This is a genomic window from Nocardia sp. NPDC004123 (genome assembly GCF_053603795.1).
In genome coordinates this window covers 80,900-96,221 of record NZ_JBSGGG010000013.1, presented here as the reverse complement: position 1 = coordinate 96,221, position 15,322 = coordinate 80,900, and the positions used below count along the sequence as shown (strand labels likewise).

Genomic DNA, 15,322 nt, shown 5'->3' with positions numbered 1-15,322 from the left:
TGTCACCCCAGCGCTTGCGTCGACGTGGCCGCATCCAGCTCATCGGGCGTGAGAATCAACATCATGGTCAGCGGCTCCACCACCAGACGCTGCGGTAGACCCGGCCCGAGTCCGATCACCGTGGTGGTTCCGATCCGCTCGACCTGCGTCATCAGCGGCTTGACGCCGACGGAACGAATGTGGTTGTCCCGGAAGAACTGTCGCACTTCCTCGGCCGTGGACACGGTATCCGGGGTGTGCGAAGAGAACAGCGTGATCTTCGGATCCCGGAAGGTCATCCCGGCGACATAGGGTTCCATGAAGTCCGTCGCGTACTGCGCGAGGGGACTGTGGAACGCGCCGGGATACTCCTCCAGCATCTGCATGCGACGCGGATGCTCGGCGACCAACTCCTCCAGCGCGTCGGCATATCCCGACAGCACGATGACGTGCACATCGCCGCCGTGGGCGGCGTCGTAGTCGGCCGCGAGATAGATTCCGGGGCGACGCTCGCCGTAGTAGTCGTGCGGGTCGTCACCGAATCGCAAGGCGGCCACCGCCATTCCCTGCGGTCGCGAGTCGGGCGACTGAGGTGGAATGAGCCGGTGGTGGTGCAGCATCTGGAACAGTTCACTGCGCTCGACCGCACCGGCCAGACTGGCGGCGATCACGCCGCCGAGGCTGATACCGCCGACGGCGTCGGGATGAATGCCGCGGTCGGCGAGCACGTCGTACATACCCACGACCAGCGTCGCCTGCCGCAATCCGTCGAAAGCGTGCAACGCTTCCTTGCCTTGACCGCTGCCGCCGCCGACGAGCAGATCCTGGACGGAAAGTTCCGTCCATTCGGCGACCTCGTCGAATGCGCGGCGAATTGTCGCATAGCGGTAATAGAATTCTTGGACGGACGAATCTGTCAGTGGGATATGACCACCGAGCAAATAGGATGTAGTCACACTCGGACCCTTCCGGTCGACAAAGGGTCGCGAAGTCCCCCCCGATGTCAACCGCTCAGAAAATTCGGTTGCGTAACAGTTCCGCCACGCTTAGCGCGTATAGACGGAAGAAGAAGCCCCCAAATGCATTGCGCATCTGTGAAGTAGCACTGCCCGCTGCGCGGGGCGCAGCACCAAATCTAGAACTGGTTACAGAAACTGTCAAGGCGTAATGGATCTCGTAGCCCTCGTCTGCTGCCATATCGAGCAGGGCATCGGATCCTTCCGTGTGCCCGGAGACAGCCCGCCAGCGACCGAGCAGTCCCTGGATGGGTAGTGTGGTAGGTCGCCACCGGATTCCCTTGCCACGGCGCCCCATACAGGCTGGACGGCTGGCAGGCCATTCTGCTGATAGCCGAGTACGTGGATGCCGAATGGCCGCCACGTCAGATCGTGACCCTCCTCAGTGATCCGCAGCGTGACGAGGCCCATCGGATATCCCGCAGAGGGATGCGCACCACGGATCGAAGTCCGAAGGTCGGATTCTTCCCAGAAGACGATCAGGTCGGTTCCACGCAGCGCCGCGGCGAGTACACCGAGATTCGCGATCGCCGATGCCGCGTCGTCACCCTGCTCATAGAACCGCGATACGACATACCCCAGCACGGGCTGGGTACGTGTCCTGTCGAGGACGTACACCTGTGGACGCGGCGCGAACCCGCTCGACAGCATCGCCTCCGTCGCAGATTCGACCATTGTCTCTTCGAGCACTGTCATCGTTTCCGAAAGGCTGCGCCGACGCGTTCCACCCCCATATTCGACCTTGCGGCAATCTCGGTTAGCTTACCCGACTCGGTTAGGTGAACGCACTCAGAAGCATTACACCAGCACGCATTTCACCAGCAGTGCGGTTCGCGTGCTGTACTCGCGGTGTGAGGTCAGGGTTCAAATCCCCTTCGCTCTACCGACAGTGCGAGAAGGCGACGGTCGCGATCGAGCAGGCGAAACCACGAACCCGCATCAGGATGCCCGCCGCAATGGACGGCGCGACTGCCGCGCCGCCCCCTACACGATGAACCATCAGTATTGATACTGAGTCGGGATCTCGCCCCCACTCCAGGATCGTGGTGTTGAGCGGCGCGGATGCTGACACCATGTTCGGCGTTTGGGGGTGGCTTCTATAGAACGCCGAGTAGACGCCGATCCACCCGCACCGCCATCCGCCGACCCAAACGCGGTGATGCGATCGTCGTGGCCGCTCATCGGGCATCACCGGCTGCCGGGTGCCTACCGCCCGGATCACGATGTCCGGCCTGTGCACCAGCACCGCCCGGTTCGTATGCTGGTTCGCCAGGTCCACAGAACGACAGAGCCGCAGGTCATCGACCTGCGGCTCTGTCGTTTTCTTGCGATGCACCAATCCGTAAGGCCGGGCTCCTGCGGCGACGTCGTTCACTCGCGTGGGCAGAGCAGGACCAAGGGGATCTGCCGGGTGGTTCGCTGCTGGTAGGTCTGGTATCCCGGGTACGCCGCGACGACCTGTGGCCACCGCCGGTCGCGTTCCGGCGGGGTGAGCACGCGGGCGGTCATCGGTTGCTTCGCGCCGTGCTGGAACGACACCTCGACCGCGGGATCGGCACACAGGTTGTGGAACCAGTCCGGGGAGATGTCGTCTCCGCCCCGCGAAGCGACGATCAGATAACTGTCGTCCTCCACGACGGGGACGGTGAGAATCACGGTGCGCGGCAACCTTGTTCGCCGTCCGGTGGTGGTGAGAGCCAGGGTGGGCATCTTCTTGAATCGGGTGCCGACGCGGCCGCCGCTGAGGTCGAGCAGTTTGCGATGCGCGGTGGTCACGGTCTTCAGGTACAGATCGGTGGCCGCGCGAAAGCGGCGGGGATGCGGCACGGGTACTCCTCGGTCGGTCGGGATCGTCGGAAGTGATGGTCCGGGTCCGACTTGTGAGCGACCAGTGAACCGTCAGCGCTCGAGTCGTTCGGCCGCAGCTGCTATCCAGGTCGGGTTGCCGCAGCGTTGGGCGACGCGGAGCGCTGCCCGGTAGTGCTCGGTGGCGAGCCCGGCATCCCCGTGCCGGGCCGCCAGGTCACCGAGGACGGTGTCGACCGGACCGACCGAGTAGGAACCGGTGTCCGCGCCACCGAGCCGGTCGCGGAAGGGAAGCAGATCGCGGTAGAGCGTGGCAGCCTCGTCGGCCGTGCCCAGCGTGGCGACCACCATGCCGCGCAGTGAGAGGAACAGCGATCGGAACAGGTTGTCGCGGATCGGCCGGGCCCGCCGCCGGACCTGGGCCGCTTCCGTCCGGTCGCCGGCCGCGAGCAGGGCCAGCACCAGAAAATCCACCATGGCGTCGACGGTCGCGGGGACGGCGCTGTCGGCGAATTCTCTGGCCAACTCGACCAGTTCACCGGCGCGGCCCTGGTGCAGCCGCACCACGAACAGCGCCATGCCCAGGATTCCGCCCGCGTTGAGAATGCCCGCGCGGGTGAGCAGTTCGTTGGCTCGCAGATAGTGCTGCTCGGCCGTGTCGGGGTCATCGGTCGCGAGGGCCACCAGCCCGCGTGCCATCGCGTTCGCCACCTGCGCCTGCCGCCACTGATAACGGTCGGCCAGCACGGTGGCCGCCTCGAGATGCTCGCGAGCGGTGGCGATGTCAGCGGTGGATGCGGCGGCCTGGAGCGCCACCGTATGCCCGAGGAGCAGGTAATCGCCGCGGTCGGTGCGCCGCCCGACCTCGATCAGCTCGGCCCCGAGCGGGCCACGGTCCGGCGAGTCGTAGAGCGAGGCCGTGGCTTGCAGTGCTGGAGCGAGCAGGGCGTCGTCACCGAGTTCGCGGGCCAGGGCCCGCGCCTGAGCGGCGGCCACCGCCGCGGGTTCGCCTGCCTCGCCGCCGATCTCGTCGACCAGGGTTACCAGCAGCCGGCACCGGTCGGCGGGAGAGAGGCCGGGGGAACGCAGCGCGTCCTCTATCCAACCGACGACCCGGTGCTCGACCACGCCCCACTGCCGATTCATCCACGGGGTGGGTGTCTCCCAGGCGGTGAACGCCCGTACCAGCAGATCGGTCCGCCCGACCTCCTCGGCCAGTGCCGCGGCCCGATGCCGAGCGCTGCGAGCGGCGAGCCCAGCTCCACCGGCGAGATGGCTGCGACCCGCCCGGCACAGCATCGTGACCCGTTCCTCGACGGTATCGGCGCCCGCGTGGCGCTCGAGCGCCGCGGCCGCGCGTTCGTACCCGGCCGCGGCGATGTCGTGGGCGTAGCGCCGCTCGGCCTGTTCGGCTGCCGCGACGGCGTAGTCGGCGGCCCGGCGTGCCGTCTGCGGGTTCACCGACTCGCCGTAGTGGTGGGCCAGGGCCGCAAGATCGCCCGGATCCATCTCCTCGATCGCGGCGGCGACCCGCCGATGCCATCGGTCGCGGCGGATCCGGGACAGATCGCCGAGCAGCGTATGACGCACCAGTACGTGTGTGAAACGCGCTCGGCCGCTGGCGGGTTCGTCCAAAAGCCCCGCCAGCACCCCGGCTTCCACCGCGTCCAGCACCTCGTCCTCGGATACCTCGGCCGCGTGCACCAGTACCGCGACATCGAACTCCCGGCCGATCACCGCGGCCAGTCGCAACAGCGCCACCCCGGTCTCGGGAAGCCGGGAAAACCTGCGGCGCAACACATCCCGCACGCCCGCCGGAACCTCCGACGCGGCTACCAGCTCGCCCTCGCTCTGCAGCAGACGTGCGACCTCGACGAGATAGAACGGATTTCCGCCGGTGCGCTCGTGCAGCGTCTCGACCACGGCGGCCGCCGGTGTGCTGTCGGTCAGGGCGGCGATCAGGCGACCGCTGTCTTCGACGCCGAGGCCGCGCAGGTGGACCCGGGCGCGGACGGAGGTGGCCAGGGCGGCGAGCGTGTCGGCCAACGCCGGCGGCACCTCGTCCGGACGGTAGCCGATCACGACGAGCCCGGGCACCTGGGTCGCCACCGCGGTGAGCAGCGCCGCTGTCTCGGTGTCGCCTCGGTGTACGTCATCGAGCAGGATCGCCAGCGGAGTGTCGGCGGCGACGGCGGTGAGGTAACCGCACACCGCCCGATGCAGCAGGAAGCGGCCGTGGGCGTGGCCGGAGTCCGGTGTGCCGGCGCCGTCGGTGAGCAGCGGCGCCAGGGCGGGCGCGAAGCCGCCGGGATCGTGCTCACGGGCCAGGGCGCGCAGGATCTCGACCCATGGCCAAGCCGACGGAGCGGCGTCGTCCTCCGGGCAGCGGCCGATCACCACGCGGTGCCCCGACGCGCGCAAGGCAGCGTCGAGGTGCTGCAGCAGAGTCGATTTCCCGCTGCCGGCTTCGCCCGCCACCGTCGCCGACCGCGGGCCGATGCCGGCGGCCGCTTCGCGCAGCGCGGCGAGTTCCGCTGTGCGGCCGAACAATTCGTGACCCGGTCCGGTCGGTGCGGCGCTTCCGGTCGCGATGGCCGCAGAAGGTGTCTCCTGGAGTGGAATCACGGGCTCGCACAGCGGGATTCGTTGCGCGAGAATGTCCGACTCCAGCCGCGTCAAAGCCGGACCGGGATCGATGCCGAGTTCGGTCGCGAGAACGCCGCGGGCCTGCCGCAGGGCGGTCAGCGCGTCGGCCTGGCGGCCCGCCCGATAGCGAGCCAGCGCTGTCAGCCGCCAGGCCTCCTCACGGAGCGGGTGTTCCCTGCTCAGCACCTCGGCCTCGGCCGCGGCGAGCGCCGGCTCGCCCAGCTCGAGCAGGGTGGCCGCGAGTCTCTCGCGTGCGCCCAGCCGCAATTCCTCCAGCCGCGCCGCTTCCGCGGTCGCCCACGGCTCGGCCGCGAAGGCGGCGTACGCGGGACCCTGCCAGCGGGCGAGCGCGCGTTCCAGCGTTTGTCGTCTCTCACGCGGATTATATTGCCGCCCAGCAGCTTCCAGTTCGGCGACGAAGCGCCACGCGTCCACGTCCTCGGCGGCGAAACGCACCGCGTAGCCCGGGGTCCGGCTGATCAGAACGGTGGCGGGTGTGCGCGGCGCCCGCTGCGGCTCCAGCAACCGCCGCAGGTTGGAGACGTAGGCCTGCAATGCGCCGAGCGCCCGCGGCGGCGGTTCGCCTCGCCACAGGTCATCGATCAGGCGATCGATCGGCACCACCTCACCCCGCGCGACCAGCAGACGCGCCAGCACGCCGCGTTGCCGTGGGCCGCCGAGATCGAGTTCGCCACGCCCGTCCGCCGCGGTCAGCGCGCCGAGTACCCGAATCCGAACCATGACGGGCCAAGTCTAGGACGGGCTCGAACGCAATGTCTTGCAGATGGGCTGAGCAATGCCCTGCAAGTGGGCTGAGCAATGTCTTGCAAGTGGGCTGAGCAATGTCTTGCAAGTGGGTTGCAAGCCGCGGGCCACACAGTCGCCTCGGTACCCGACAACAACAGGAGCGCAGCATGAGCACCACCGGCATCGCACCCGGCCGCCCCGACACCTACGACATGATCGTCGTGCACAACGCCTTCCGCAGGCACTTCAGCGCTCTACCCGGCCTCGTCGCGGCGGTGCCGTCCGGAGACGTCGAGCGCGCCCGCCGCCTGATGGCCTTCCTCGACGAACTCGGCACCGGCCTGCACCACCACCACACCGGCGAGGACGAGCTCATGTGGCCGATCCTGCTCGAGCGCGCCCCCGCCGATTCCGCCCTGGTGCTGCGTATGGAGGAACAGCACGAGCGGATCTCCGAACTCACCGAGCGCGCCCACCGCGAGGGGGCCGAGTTCGCCACCGCCGCAGACCTATCGGTTCGGGACCGGCTCACAGCCACGCTGCGGGCGCTCTCCGATGCCCTCGGCGAGCACATGACCGAGGAGGAGCGGCACGTCCTGCCCGTGGTCGAGAACGTCGTGACCGCGCTCGAGTGGCAGGCTCTCGGCGAGCGTGGCCGCGAGCACCTGCCCAAGGACCGCCAGTTGATCTTCCTCGGCTTCATCCTGCAGGGCGTCTCCGACCCCGATCGCCGGAAACTCCTCGCCGAGTTGCCGCTCCCCGCCCGGCTCGCCTGGCGTCTGCTCGGCCGCCGCACCTTCGCCAAGGAATACCGCGAGATCTACCGCGCTGATCCCGAGTGGTGACCGCCGACGGCAATCGAAGTCCGTCCTGCCCGGTAGCCTCCCCGCCGGGTGGGCCCGGCGATAACGCCAGGCCCCACGCGGTTTGTGGGTATTACGCTCCGACGGTGGCCGGTTCTCGATGCCGTCGGCCGGGAGCCCACCAGTTGAGGCGGCCCATGGTCTGCATGAGAGCCGGGACCAGGATGGTGCGGATGATCGTTGCGTCGACCAGCACGGCCAGGGTGAGTCCCAGGCCGAAGAGCTGGACGAACGACACGCCGGAGAACACCATGCCGACGAAGGCGATGGCCAGCAGGGCCGCCGCGGCCGTGAATATCCTTGCGGTGCGGGCGATTCCGACGGCGACGGCGCGACCGGTTGCGCCGGAGGCGAGATACTCCTCCCGAATACGTGACAGCAGGAACACCTCGTAGTCCATGGATACCCCGAATGCCAGGCAGAACATCAGGATCGGCATGGTCGGGACCAGATAGCCGGTCGAGGTGAATCCCAGTAGGCCCGAGAGGTGTCCGTCCTGGAAGATCCACACCATCGCGCCGAAGGTGGCCGCCAGCGACAGCACCGTCAGCACCAGTGCCTTGATCGGCAGCACCACACTGCGGGTGAACATCAGCAGCACCAGGAACATCGACACCGCGATAATGCTCAGCGCCAGGGGAACTCGCCGGGCCAGCGTGGACACCGAGTCGGCATTGCGGGCCGCCGGGCCGCCGAAGAGCACCCGGCCCGGGGCGGGGACCGCGCGCAGACGGTCGAGTTGAGTGGTCGCCGCCGTGGAATAGGGGTCGAGGCGGGTGCCGATCCGCAGATACGTGCCCGCGTCCCCGGCGAGTGCGGATTGTGGTCCGGCCACCTGGAATCCGCCTGCGTAGGCCCCGGCGCTGGACAGTACCGACGTGACATCGGGAATCTGGGACAGCGTCTTCGCGTAGTCGCCGACCGCCGCGGTGTCGCCGTGATCATCGGGCAGGATCGCCAGGATGCCCGCGGTCAGGTTCTCGGAGAAGCCGGACCGGGAGGCGTCGCCGACATCGCGGCTGGAGCCGGCGGCGAGCACCCGATCGTCGGCCCAGCCGAAACGCACGGTGAGGAACGGTGATCCGAGCAGCAGCAGGACCGCCACCACGGCGGTGATCCACAGCACGGGACGGCGCATCACAGCCGTGGCGAAGCGGTACCAGCGGTCGTCCTCGACGGGAACGGGTACGGGGTCGGGGCGTCCGAGACGGCGGCGCAGGAACCGCCGCACATCCCAGGCGTCGACCCGGGAACCCATGAGCGCCAGGGCCGCCGGGAGCACCAGCAGCGTGGTGAACACCGCCGCCGCCAGCACGGCCAGCCCGGCGTAGGCGAACGAGCGCAGGAAGTACAGCGGGAACACCAGCAGCGCGGACAGCGACAGGGCCACGGTCAGACCGGAATACAACACGGTGCGCCCGGCCGTGCGCACCGTGCGAACCACGGCCTCGACGGTGTCCGCGCCCGCCGCGATCTCCTCCCGGAACCGGCTCACCATGAACAGGCTGGAGTCGAGCGCCACCGCGAACCCGAGCGCGGTGGTCATGTTCAACGCGAAGATCGAGACATGCCCGACGGCGGCCAGCCCGCGCAGGACCGCCAGGGCCGCGCCGATGGTCACCACACCCACCAGCAGCGGCAGCATGGAGGCGATCAGGCTGCCGAACACCAGCACCAGGGCGATACCGGCCAGCGGGACGGCAATCGATTCGATGAGCACCAGGTCGAGGGTCACCTGGCGGCTCATCTGGGCGAGCGCGACCGCTTCACCGCCCGCCCGGATCTCGACTCCGTCGCGGGTGCCGTTGTACTTCTCGGCGATGGCGTTGGCCACCTTGGGCGCGGCGGTGTTATCGCCGCGCGCGAAGGCCACGATGACGGCGCTGTGCTGATCCTTGCTGCGCAAGGCCGGCCGCATCTCGGTCGCGACGCTCCAATACGACTGCACGCCTTGCAGATCCGAATCGGCGCGCAGTTCATCGGTGAGCTGCCGTCCGACCGTGGTGGCGGCCGGGCCGTCGATGCCGTCGGGCGCGATGAGCAGCAGCACGACGTTCGGTGCGGCACCCGGGAAATGCTGGTCGAGATACTGGTCCACCCAGGTGGATTCGGAGTCGGGCGCTTGAAAGCCACCGGACTGCAGGTGCATCGGCGCGGACCAGCCGACGGCGTAGCAGAGCACGGCTGCCAGCCCCGCCACCGCCAGCACGGCCCGCGCGCGGCGCTGGGCGAAGAGCGCGATTCGGGTCAGCATGGGGCTCACCGCCGTTCGGCGGGCGGCACGTGTCGCGCGGCCCGGACCAGATCTTCGGAGACCCGCCAGAGTTCGGCGGCTCGCTCCTCGTCGTAGGACTCCGGTGCGCTGGGCACCTCCGCCGCCCCCGTGAAGTATTTACCGGTGGTGTCGGCGAGTTCGGGTGCGGTGACCAGCCAGGCGAGGTCCGCCGCCGATCGAGTGACGGTGCGGGCAATGGGCATCACCTTGATGAGAACCGGTGCGAGGAAGCGGAATCCGATGCGCGCCACAGCCGGGTAGCCGCGCGACAGACCGGTCTGCGGCATCAGCCCGGGATCGAAGGCATTGGCCGTGATACCCCGGTTGTGCCAACGCCGCGCCAGCTCGTGGGTGAAGTAGACATTGGCGAGTTTGCTGGTGGCATAACGGATTCGGCCGTCCACCCCGGAGTCCCGCTGGTCGTCGGGGTCGGCCAGCTCCCGGGGGTGACGCCATTGCGGCGCGGGGAAGCCCATGGACTTGCGCGGCCCCTGATGCACATCGCTGGACACCACGACGACTCGCGCGCCCGGCGCGAGTAGATCGGCGCACGCGGTGACGAGCGCGAAATGCCCGAGGTGATTGACCGCGAAGGTGAGTTCATAGCCGTCCTGGGAGGTCCGCACACGGTCCACGATCTGGAGGCCGGCATTGCACACCACCGCGCCCAGTCGCGGATTCTTCCGGCCGCGCAGTTCCGCCACGGCCGCGTCGACCGAATCGAGCGAGGCCAGCTCCAGTTCGACCAGCTCGATCCGGGCATCGGGCGCGTGCGCGCGGATCCGCTGAACCGCTGCCTCGGCCCGCTGCGGGTCGCGGCATCCGAGGATCAGCGGAATACCCTCGGCGGCCAGGCATTTCGCGGTCTCCAGGCCGAGACCCGAGGTCGCCCCGGTGATCAGCACGGGGTCGTTCATTCCGCGTTCTCCAGCCACTTCATCGTGAATTCGTCGATGGCGGCGGCGGTGCTCGCGAAGGTCTTGCTCATATCGGCCTCGATCAGCCTGCCGATCAGGGGAACTCGCGCCTCGATCGAGCCCGACATGGTGAACTCGCAGCCGATCTCCGTGCGGCGCACCACCAGATCGGCGGTGAGCGAGATGGTCATGCCTTCCACCTGCCCCTGCATCCGTCCCCGGGCCACGCCGTCCTCGGGTTCGCTCCACGATTCGCTGTAGCGGTAGCGCACCCCGTGGGGCCGGAAGGTCGCGGCCGGACCGGGCAGCGCCGAGGCCGGGATGACGGTGTTCACGGTGACCATTGCCAGGCCGCCCGCGGCATCGAAGGCGGCCAATTCCGAGTCAGGGCCGTCGATTTCGCGAATGCGCTGCTCCCAATAGTCGCGGGAGCCGAGGACGCGATGGAACAGCGTGTCGGGGTACGGGTAGGGGGTGGTGTGTTGCACGGAACGCGACATGATCAGTCTCCGAGGTTCTTGGCGTAGATGCGGTGGATGTCGAGCATTCGGTAGCGGGTGCGGTCGGCCTCGTCGCGACCGACCTCGGACAGCAGGTAGGCATCGACGAGGCGGTCCAGCGCGTCCTCCACCTGATCGACGCGCAGATCGGCCAATGCCGGTGCGGTGAACTCGGCCCCGGCCGGTATCCGGCGACCGAGCTCCCGGAACAATCCGGCGGCGGTGGGGTCGAGCCGGTCGAAGGTGAGATCGAGGCTCGCGCGCATGTCCAGCGCCTGATACGACACCACTTCCAGGCGACGCTGTTCATCGCTGATCCGGGCGAGCATGTGGGCGAAGGTCCAATGGGGCCGCGTCGTCATGCGGCAGGCGACGGCGCGCAAGGCCAGCGGAATGCCGGAGCAGTGGTCGGCGACCGTCCCGGCGTCCTCCCATTCGGGCAGCACGCGGGCGCGCCCGACGGTGGCGACCAGCATCTGCAGTCCCTGGGTGCGCGACAGCTCGTGCAGGACGAAGGTGCGAACGGTGGTGAGCCCCAGGGCGAATCGGCTGGTGATCAGGGCGGTGCCGACCCCGCCCGGGGGCAGCAGCGGGATGACCTGGGATTCGGTGGCGGCATTGTCCAGAATGACGAGCACGCGCCGATGCGCCAGCCGCGCCCGGTACAGATTGACCCGCTCGGCCAGGGACTTCGGCATGGCGTCGGCCGGTATGCCCAGCGCGGTGAGCAGCCGTCCGAGCACCGTCTCCGGGGTGGTGCTCGGCCCCTCGGCCAGGTCGGCGTAGAGCAGTCCTTCGGGAAAGCGGTCGCGCAGGCAGTCCGCCGCCTGCAGGACCAGCGCCGTTTTGCCGACCCCCGCGCCGCCGGTCACCAGCACCGGCCGCGGTGCGGGATCGTCGGTCAGCATGCCGGTGAGCGTCGCCAATTCGGTGTCCCGGCCACTGAATCCGAGCGGAGCCAGCGGCAGCGTATCGGGCGCGACGGCGAGGCCGTGCGGCCGGAGCCCACCGGATTCGGCGCGCACGGTCAGCGGCGGGTAGGCCGGTACGTCCAGCTCGGGCAGGTCGCCGCGCAGGATGCGGCTGTGCAGATCCCGCATCCCCGGACTCGGGTCCGCGCCCAGTTCGTCGGCGATGAGCCGGCGCGCCAGCTCGTACTGCCGCAGCGCCTGGGCGGTCTCGCCATTGAGGAAGTAGGCGCGAATCAGCCGCTCCTGCAACCCCTCCACCAGCGGATCCTCGAGCAGCGTGGTGTGCAGCCGGTTGATGACCAGCGAATGATTGCCGCGCCGGATCTCCGCGTCGGCCCAGTCCGCGGTCACCTCGTGCTTGAGCCGGTGCAGGGATTCGCTGAGCCGCCGGGCCCATTCGCTGTCCAGACCCGTCATGGCGCTGCCGTTCCACAGGTTCAACCCTGCCGACAGCCGCTCGACCCGATCGGGATCGTCGATGTCGGTGGCGCGGGCCCGGTCGACCAGATCCATGAAGTGCCACAGGTCGACCGATTCCGGTGGGGTGGAGAGCATGTAGCCGCCGGGGCCGCGGTGCACCTGGACCGGGTCCGCGCCGGTGCCGGAGGTGGCCTCGGTGAGCAGACCGCGCAGCCGGGCGACGTAGGTGTAGACGGCGTCGCGCGCGGCGGCCGGCGGCGAGTCGCCCCAGACCCGGTCGATCAGGGTGTCGATCGACAGCGGCCGGCCCGAGTCCACCAGCAGCGCGGCCATCAGGCTGCACTGCCGGGGCGGACCCAGGTCCACGATCTTGCCGTGCACGTGTAGCTGCACGGGTCCCAGGAGTTTGAACTGAATCATTGCCACGCCTTCGTTTCCCGCCGTCACGCACGAACGCGCACGCGGGTTGTGGTGCGGCGCACTCGATTACACCGAGAGCGCCGCGAGAAATAGTGCGACCAGGGCGATTCCCTGCAGGATCACGCGGACCACGATGACGCTGTCCCAGGTGCGCTGCATGTCCCGGACGTCAACCGGCACCCGGTCGGCCAGCACCGCGGCGGTGAGTTCCTTGTTGACCGGCGCGCTGACCCGCGCGTAGATGCCGAGCCAGATGGCCAGGGCCACCACGGCCGCCGCCGCGAGAATGCCCGCGGCCGCCTTCCCGTCCAGGAAGGCAGCCCCGGCGGCGACGACCGCCGCGACCACGCCGAGGGCGCCGGGAATCGGCATGCGCTTGTCGGCGACCTCGTGAATACGTCCGGTGGCGGCCGTCAGCGCGCGGTCGTCGATGCGAGCCAGCGCCGAGCGCAGCACCAGGGCGCAGAAAAAATCCGTCCCGTAGACCACAGCCGTCGTCATGATTGAAATTCCGATGGCGGACAGTAAGAAATAATTCATGGGAAGAATCCTCGGCGTAGTTATCGTCGCAAGGTGTCGTGAATAGTATGTTGCACCTTGCGGCACAACAGGTTTCACCGAACTGTGATTGTCACGATGTCCAGTTCCCGCCCGGTGTGGACTGTGATCCGATATAAGCGGAGTTGGTCAGGTATTACTCGCGCAAGGCCGCGGCCACCATAATTCCGCCCGCCAATCCGGCCGCGGTGAGCAACTCCCAGGTATCCGGCGGCCCGGTGAGGCCCAGGCGGGCGCGCTTGTTGAGCGTCACTGTCGCATCCACCAGTTCGAGCGCGACGCCCAGGACGAACCAGTGCCGCACCGGATGTCCGCGCCGCAGCGACCAGAGGGTGCCGAGCCCGATCACCACGTCCCGGGTGCCGAACGCGCGGGTCGGCAGCGAGGAGGCGTCCTCGTCGTACTCACCGGACCAGGACTTCGCGACGGCCGCGGGCGCGGTGAGCATGCCGGTGCCGATGGCGATGCGGGCCAGTGCCTGGGACCACGCCGCCTGCCGCACCATCGCCTGGGTGCCGCGGGCGAGCATCGAATTACCGTTCATCGTAAGGTCTTTCCTCCGCACAGGCGGCCACGTCCACGGCGACCACCACCTTTCCGCGGGCATGCCCGCCCTGACTGAGCAAGTGCGCCTGCGCGGCATCGGGCAGCGGGTAGACCGCGCCGACCGGCACCCGGAACACGCCCTTGCCCGCGAGTGCGGCCACCACCGGCAGGTCCCCGGTGTCGGGTCGCGTGAACACGTACGCGCCGCCGAGTTCCCGGGCCTTGGGATCGACCACCGAGGCGAACCGGCCGTGCGGCGCGAGCAGCGGCAGCACCGTGCGCTGAATGCGCTTGCCGACCGCGTCGAGCAGTACATCGACCCCGGCCGGCGCGAGTGCTCGTACCGAATTAGCCAGTCCCACAGCATAATTCACTGGTTCCGCGCCCAATTCGCGCAGGAAGGCGTGATTGCGGTCGCTGGCCGTGCCGATCACGCGCGCGCCCAGGTGCACCGCCAGCTGCACCGCGACACTGCCCACGCCGCCCGCGGCGCCGTGCACCAGCACCGTCTCGCCGCGTCGCACATCCAGCACCCGCACCAGTGCCTGGTAGGAGGTGAGCGCGGCCAGCGGCATGGCGGCGGCCTCGGCCCAGCCCAGATTCGGCGGCTTGAGCGCGAGTGCTCGCACCGGGGCGGGCATGACCTCGGCGAAGGCGCCCCGGCTCAGATAGTCCTCGCGGACACAGCCGACGACCTCGTCGCCCACGGCGAATTCGGTGACGCCGATGCCGATTTCGCGTACCACCCCGGATACGTCGGCACCGGGGACGATGGGGAACACGGTGTCGGCGAAGGGATCCAGATAGCCCTCGCGCGCCTTCCAGTCGATCGGGTTGACCGAGGCCGCCTTGACGTCGAGCAGCACCCCGTCGAGCGCCATCTTGGGCACCGGCAGTTCGCCGTATTCGAGGACCGACGCGTCGCCGTAGCGCCGGTAGAAGACCGCTTTCACGACCGCACCGCCGCGCCGATGTAGGTGGAGGACAGGTCGGGGGTGGTGAACATGAGCAGGTTGCCGTCGCGCCGCTTGCCGAGAATGGTCAGCCCGCGCTGCTTCGCCAGCGGTGTCAGGCCCGCCGCGTCGAGGTGGCGGCGCAGTTCCGCGGGCTTGATGAACTGGTGGTGATGGTGGGTGCCGCGAGCCACCATGCCGGTGAGGTACTCGGGGATCCAGATCATGACGATCCGGGCCATGAGCGTGCGATTGATGGTGTCGTAGCAGAAGATTCCGCCGGGGCGCAGCACGCGGGCGATCTCACGGACCGCCAGCGCCGGATCGTCGACGTGCTCGAGCACGTCCACGCAGGTGACGACGTCGAAGGCGGCGTCGGGGTACGGCAGCTTCTCGGCCCGCCCGACCGCGTACTCGATGGCCTTGCCGGTCGCCTCGGCGTGCGCGCGGGCCGCGGCGACCAGGCGCGCGGACGGGTCCATCCCGCTGACCACGGCCCCGCGCCCGGCGAGGAACTCGGTGGTGAAACCACCGCCGCAGCCGACGTCGAGAACCTTCTTGCCCGACCAGTCCTTCACGAATCGGTCGAAGTACTCGAAGCGCGGGCGCTGGAAGGAGGTGAGGCCCCTCATGGCGGAATCGTCGTCCCACCAGGATTCGGCGAAGTCGCCGAAGAAGTCGCTCTCCGTTTGGGATTGCTTCATG

General features: G+C 68.8%; 14 protein-coding genes. 1 reads left to right on the top strand and 13 read right to left on the bottom strand.

The window, feature by feature from the left end:
• Positions 1-2 precede the first annotated feature (2 nt).
• From ACWEQQ_RS20150 to ACWEQQ_RS20130, 5 genes are all read right to left on the bottom strand, one after another.
• Positions 3-935: an acyltransferase domain-containing protein gene (locus ACWEQQ_RS20150; RefSeq protein ID WP_452349249.1), complete on the bottom strand. Its 933-nt coding sequence runs from the start codon at positions 933-935 to the stop codon at positions 3-5.
• A gap of 201 nt (positions 936-1,136) precedes the next feature.
• Positions 1,137-1,691, bottom strand: a complete 555-nt coding sequence (locus ACWEQQ_RS20145; protein ID WP_452349248.1) for a hypothetical protein — start codon at positions 1,689-1,691, stop codon at positions 1,137-1,139.
• Positions 1,692-1,875: 184 nt separating this feature from the next.
• Entirely contained in the window at positions 1,876-2,370 is a 495-nt protein-coding gene (locus ACWEQQ_RS20140; RefSeq protein ID WP_452349247.1) for a hypothetical protein, read from the bottom strand.
• A complete protein-coding gene (locus ACWEQQ_RS20135; protein ID WP_452339148.1) occupies positions 2,367-2,822 on the bottom strand; it encodes a nitroreductase family deazaflavin-dependent oxidoreductase in 456 nt (151 codons plus the stop codon). Before ACWEQQ_RS20135 ends, ACWEQQ_RS20140 begins: the two co-directional genes overlap by 4 nt.
• A 72-nt stretch (positions 2,823-2,894) precedes the next feature.
• Entirely contained in the window at positions 2,895-6,188 is a 3,294-nt protein-coding gene (locus ACWEQQ_RS20130) for a BTAD domain-containing putative transcriptional regulator (RefSeq protein WP_452349246.1), read from the bottom strand.
• Positions 6,189-6,361: 173 nt separating this feature from the next.
• Here ACWEQQ_RS20130 and ACWEQQ_RS20125 point away from each other — a divergent pair, with 173 nt between their 5' ends.
• Positions 6,362-7,039, top strand: a complete 678-nt coding sequence (locus ACWEQQ_RS20125; protein WP_452349245.1) for a hemerythrin domain-containing protein — start codon at positions 6,362-6,364, stop codon at positions 7,037-7,039.
• Between the two features lie 91 nt (positions 7,040-7,130).
• Here the strand turns inward: ACWEQQ_RS20125 and ACWEQQ_RS20120 are convergent, their stop codons facing one another.
• From ACWEQQ_RS20120 to ubiG, 8 genes are all read right to left on the bottom strand, one after another.
• Entirely contained in the window at positions 7,131-9,311 is a 2,181-nt protein-coding gene (locus ACWEQQ_RS20120) for an MMPL family transporter (RefSeq protein ID WP_452349244.1), read from the bottom strand.
• Between the two features lie 5 nt (positions 9,312-9,316).
• The gene (locus ACWEQQ_RS20115) at positions 9,317-10,249 is read right to left on the bottom strand and encodes an SDR family NAD(P)-dependent oxidoreductase (RefSeq protein ID WP_452349243.1); all 933 of its coding nucleotides are present in this window, start codon (positions 10,247-10,249) and stop codon (positions 9,317-9,319) included.
• Positions 10,246-10,749: a DUF2505 domain-containing protein gene (locus ACWEQQ_RS20110; RefSeq protein WP_452349242.1), complete on the bottom strand. Its 504-nt coding sequence runs from the start codon at positions 10,747-10,749 to the stop codon at positions 10,246-10,248. Before ACWEQQ_RS20110 ends, ACWEQQ_RS20115 begins: the two co-directional genes overlap by 4 nt.
• Before the next feature lie 2 nt (positions 10,750-10,751).
• Positions 10,752-12,560 carry a BTAD domain-containing putative transcriptional regulator gene (locus tag ACWEQQ_RS20105; RefSeq protein ID WP_452339153.1) on the bottom strand — a complete coding sequence of 603 codons (1,809 nt, stop codon included), beginning with the start codon at positions 12,558-12,560 and terminating at the stop codon, positions 10,752-10,754.
• A gap of 66 nt (positions 12,561-12,626) precedes the next feature.
• Positions 12,627-13,061 (bottom strand): DUF1772 domain-containing protein, encoded by a 435-nt coding sequence (locus tag ACWEQQ_RS20100; RefSeq protein WP_452339154.1) that lies wholly within the window; start codon positions 13,059-13,061, stop codon positions 12,627-12,629.
• 193 nt (positions 13,062-13,254) lie between these two features.
• Positions 13,255-13,662 (bottom strand): hypothetical protein, encoded by a 408-nt coding sequence (locus ACWEQQ_RS20095; RefSeq protein WP_452339155.1) that lies wholly within the window; start codon positions 13,660-13,662, stop codon positions 13,255-13,257.
• Positions 13,652-14,617: an NADP-dependent oxidoreductase gene (locus ACWEQQ_RS20090; RefSeq protein WP_452349241.1), complete on the bottom strand. Its 966-nt coding sequence runs from the start codon at positions 14,615-14,617 to the stop codon at positions 13,652-13,654. Before ACWEQQ_RS20090 ends, ACWEQQ_RS20095 begins: the two co-directional genes overlap by 11 nt.
• Positions 14,614-15,321: a bifunctional 2-polyprenyl-6-hydroxyphenol methylase/3-demethylubiquinol 3-O-methyltransferase UbiG gene (gene ubiG / locus ACWEQQ_RS20085; protein ID WP_452339157.1), complete on the bottom strand. Its 708-nt coding sequence runs from the start codon at positions 15,319-15,321 to the stop codon at positions 14,614-14,616. Before ubiG ends, ACWEQQ_RS20090 begins: the two co-directional genes overlap by 4 nt.
• Position 15,322: the final 1 nt, after the last annotated feature.

Bases quoted from the DNA above. Each gene is read 5' to 3' on its own strand.
- ACWEQQ_RS20130 (WP_452349246.1), bottom strand. From the start codon at position 6,188: ATGGTTCGGATTCGGGTACTCGGCGCGCTGACCGCGGCGGACGGGCGT.
- ACWEQQ_RS20100 (WP_452339154.1), bottom strand. From the start codon at position 13,061: ATGACGACGGCTGTGGTCTACGGGACGGATTTTTTCTGCGCCCTGGTG.
- ACWEQQ_RS20125 (WP_452349245.1), top strand. From the start codon at position 6,362: ATGAGCACCACCGGCATCGCACCCGGCCGCCCCGACACCTACGACATG.
- ACWEQQ_RS20095 (WP_452339155.1), bottom strand. From the start codon at position 13,662: ATGAACGGTAATTCGATGCTCGCCCGCGGCACCCAGGCGATGGTGCGG.
- ACWEQQ_RS20110 (WP_452349242.1), bottom strand. From the start codon at position 10,749: ATGTCGCGTTCCGTGCAACACACCACCCCCTACCCGTACCCCGACACG.
- ACWEQQ_RS20145 (WP_452349248.1), bottom strand. From the start codon at position 1,691: ATGACAGTGCTCGAAGAGACAATGGTCGAATCTGCGACGGAGGCGATG.
- ACWEQQ_RS20115 (WP_452349243.1), bottom strand. From the start codon at position 10,249: ATGAACGACCCCGTGCTGATCACCGGGGCGACCTCGGGTCTCGGCCTG.
- ACWEQQ_RS20105 (WP_452339153.1), bottom strand. From the start codon at position 12,560: ATGATTCAGTTCAAACTCCTGGGACCCGTGCAGCTACACGTGCACGGC.
- ubiG (WP_452339157.1), bottom strand. From the start codon at position 15,321: ATGAAGCAATCCCAAACGGAGAGCGACTTCTTCGGCGACTTCGCCGAA.
- ACWEQQ_RS20120 (WP_452349244.1), bottom strand. From the start codon at position 9,311: ATGCTGACCCGAATCGCGCTCTTCGCCCAGCGCCGCGCGCGGGCCGTG.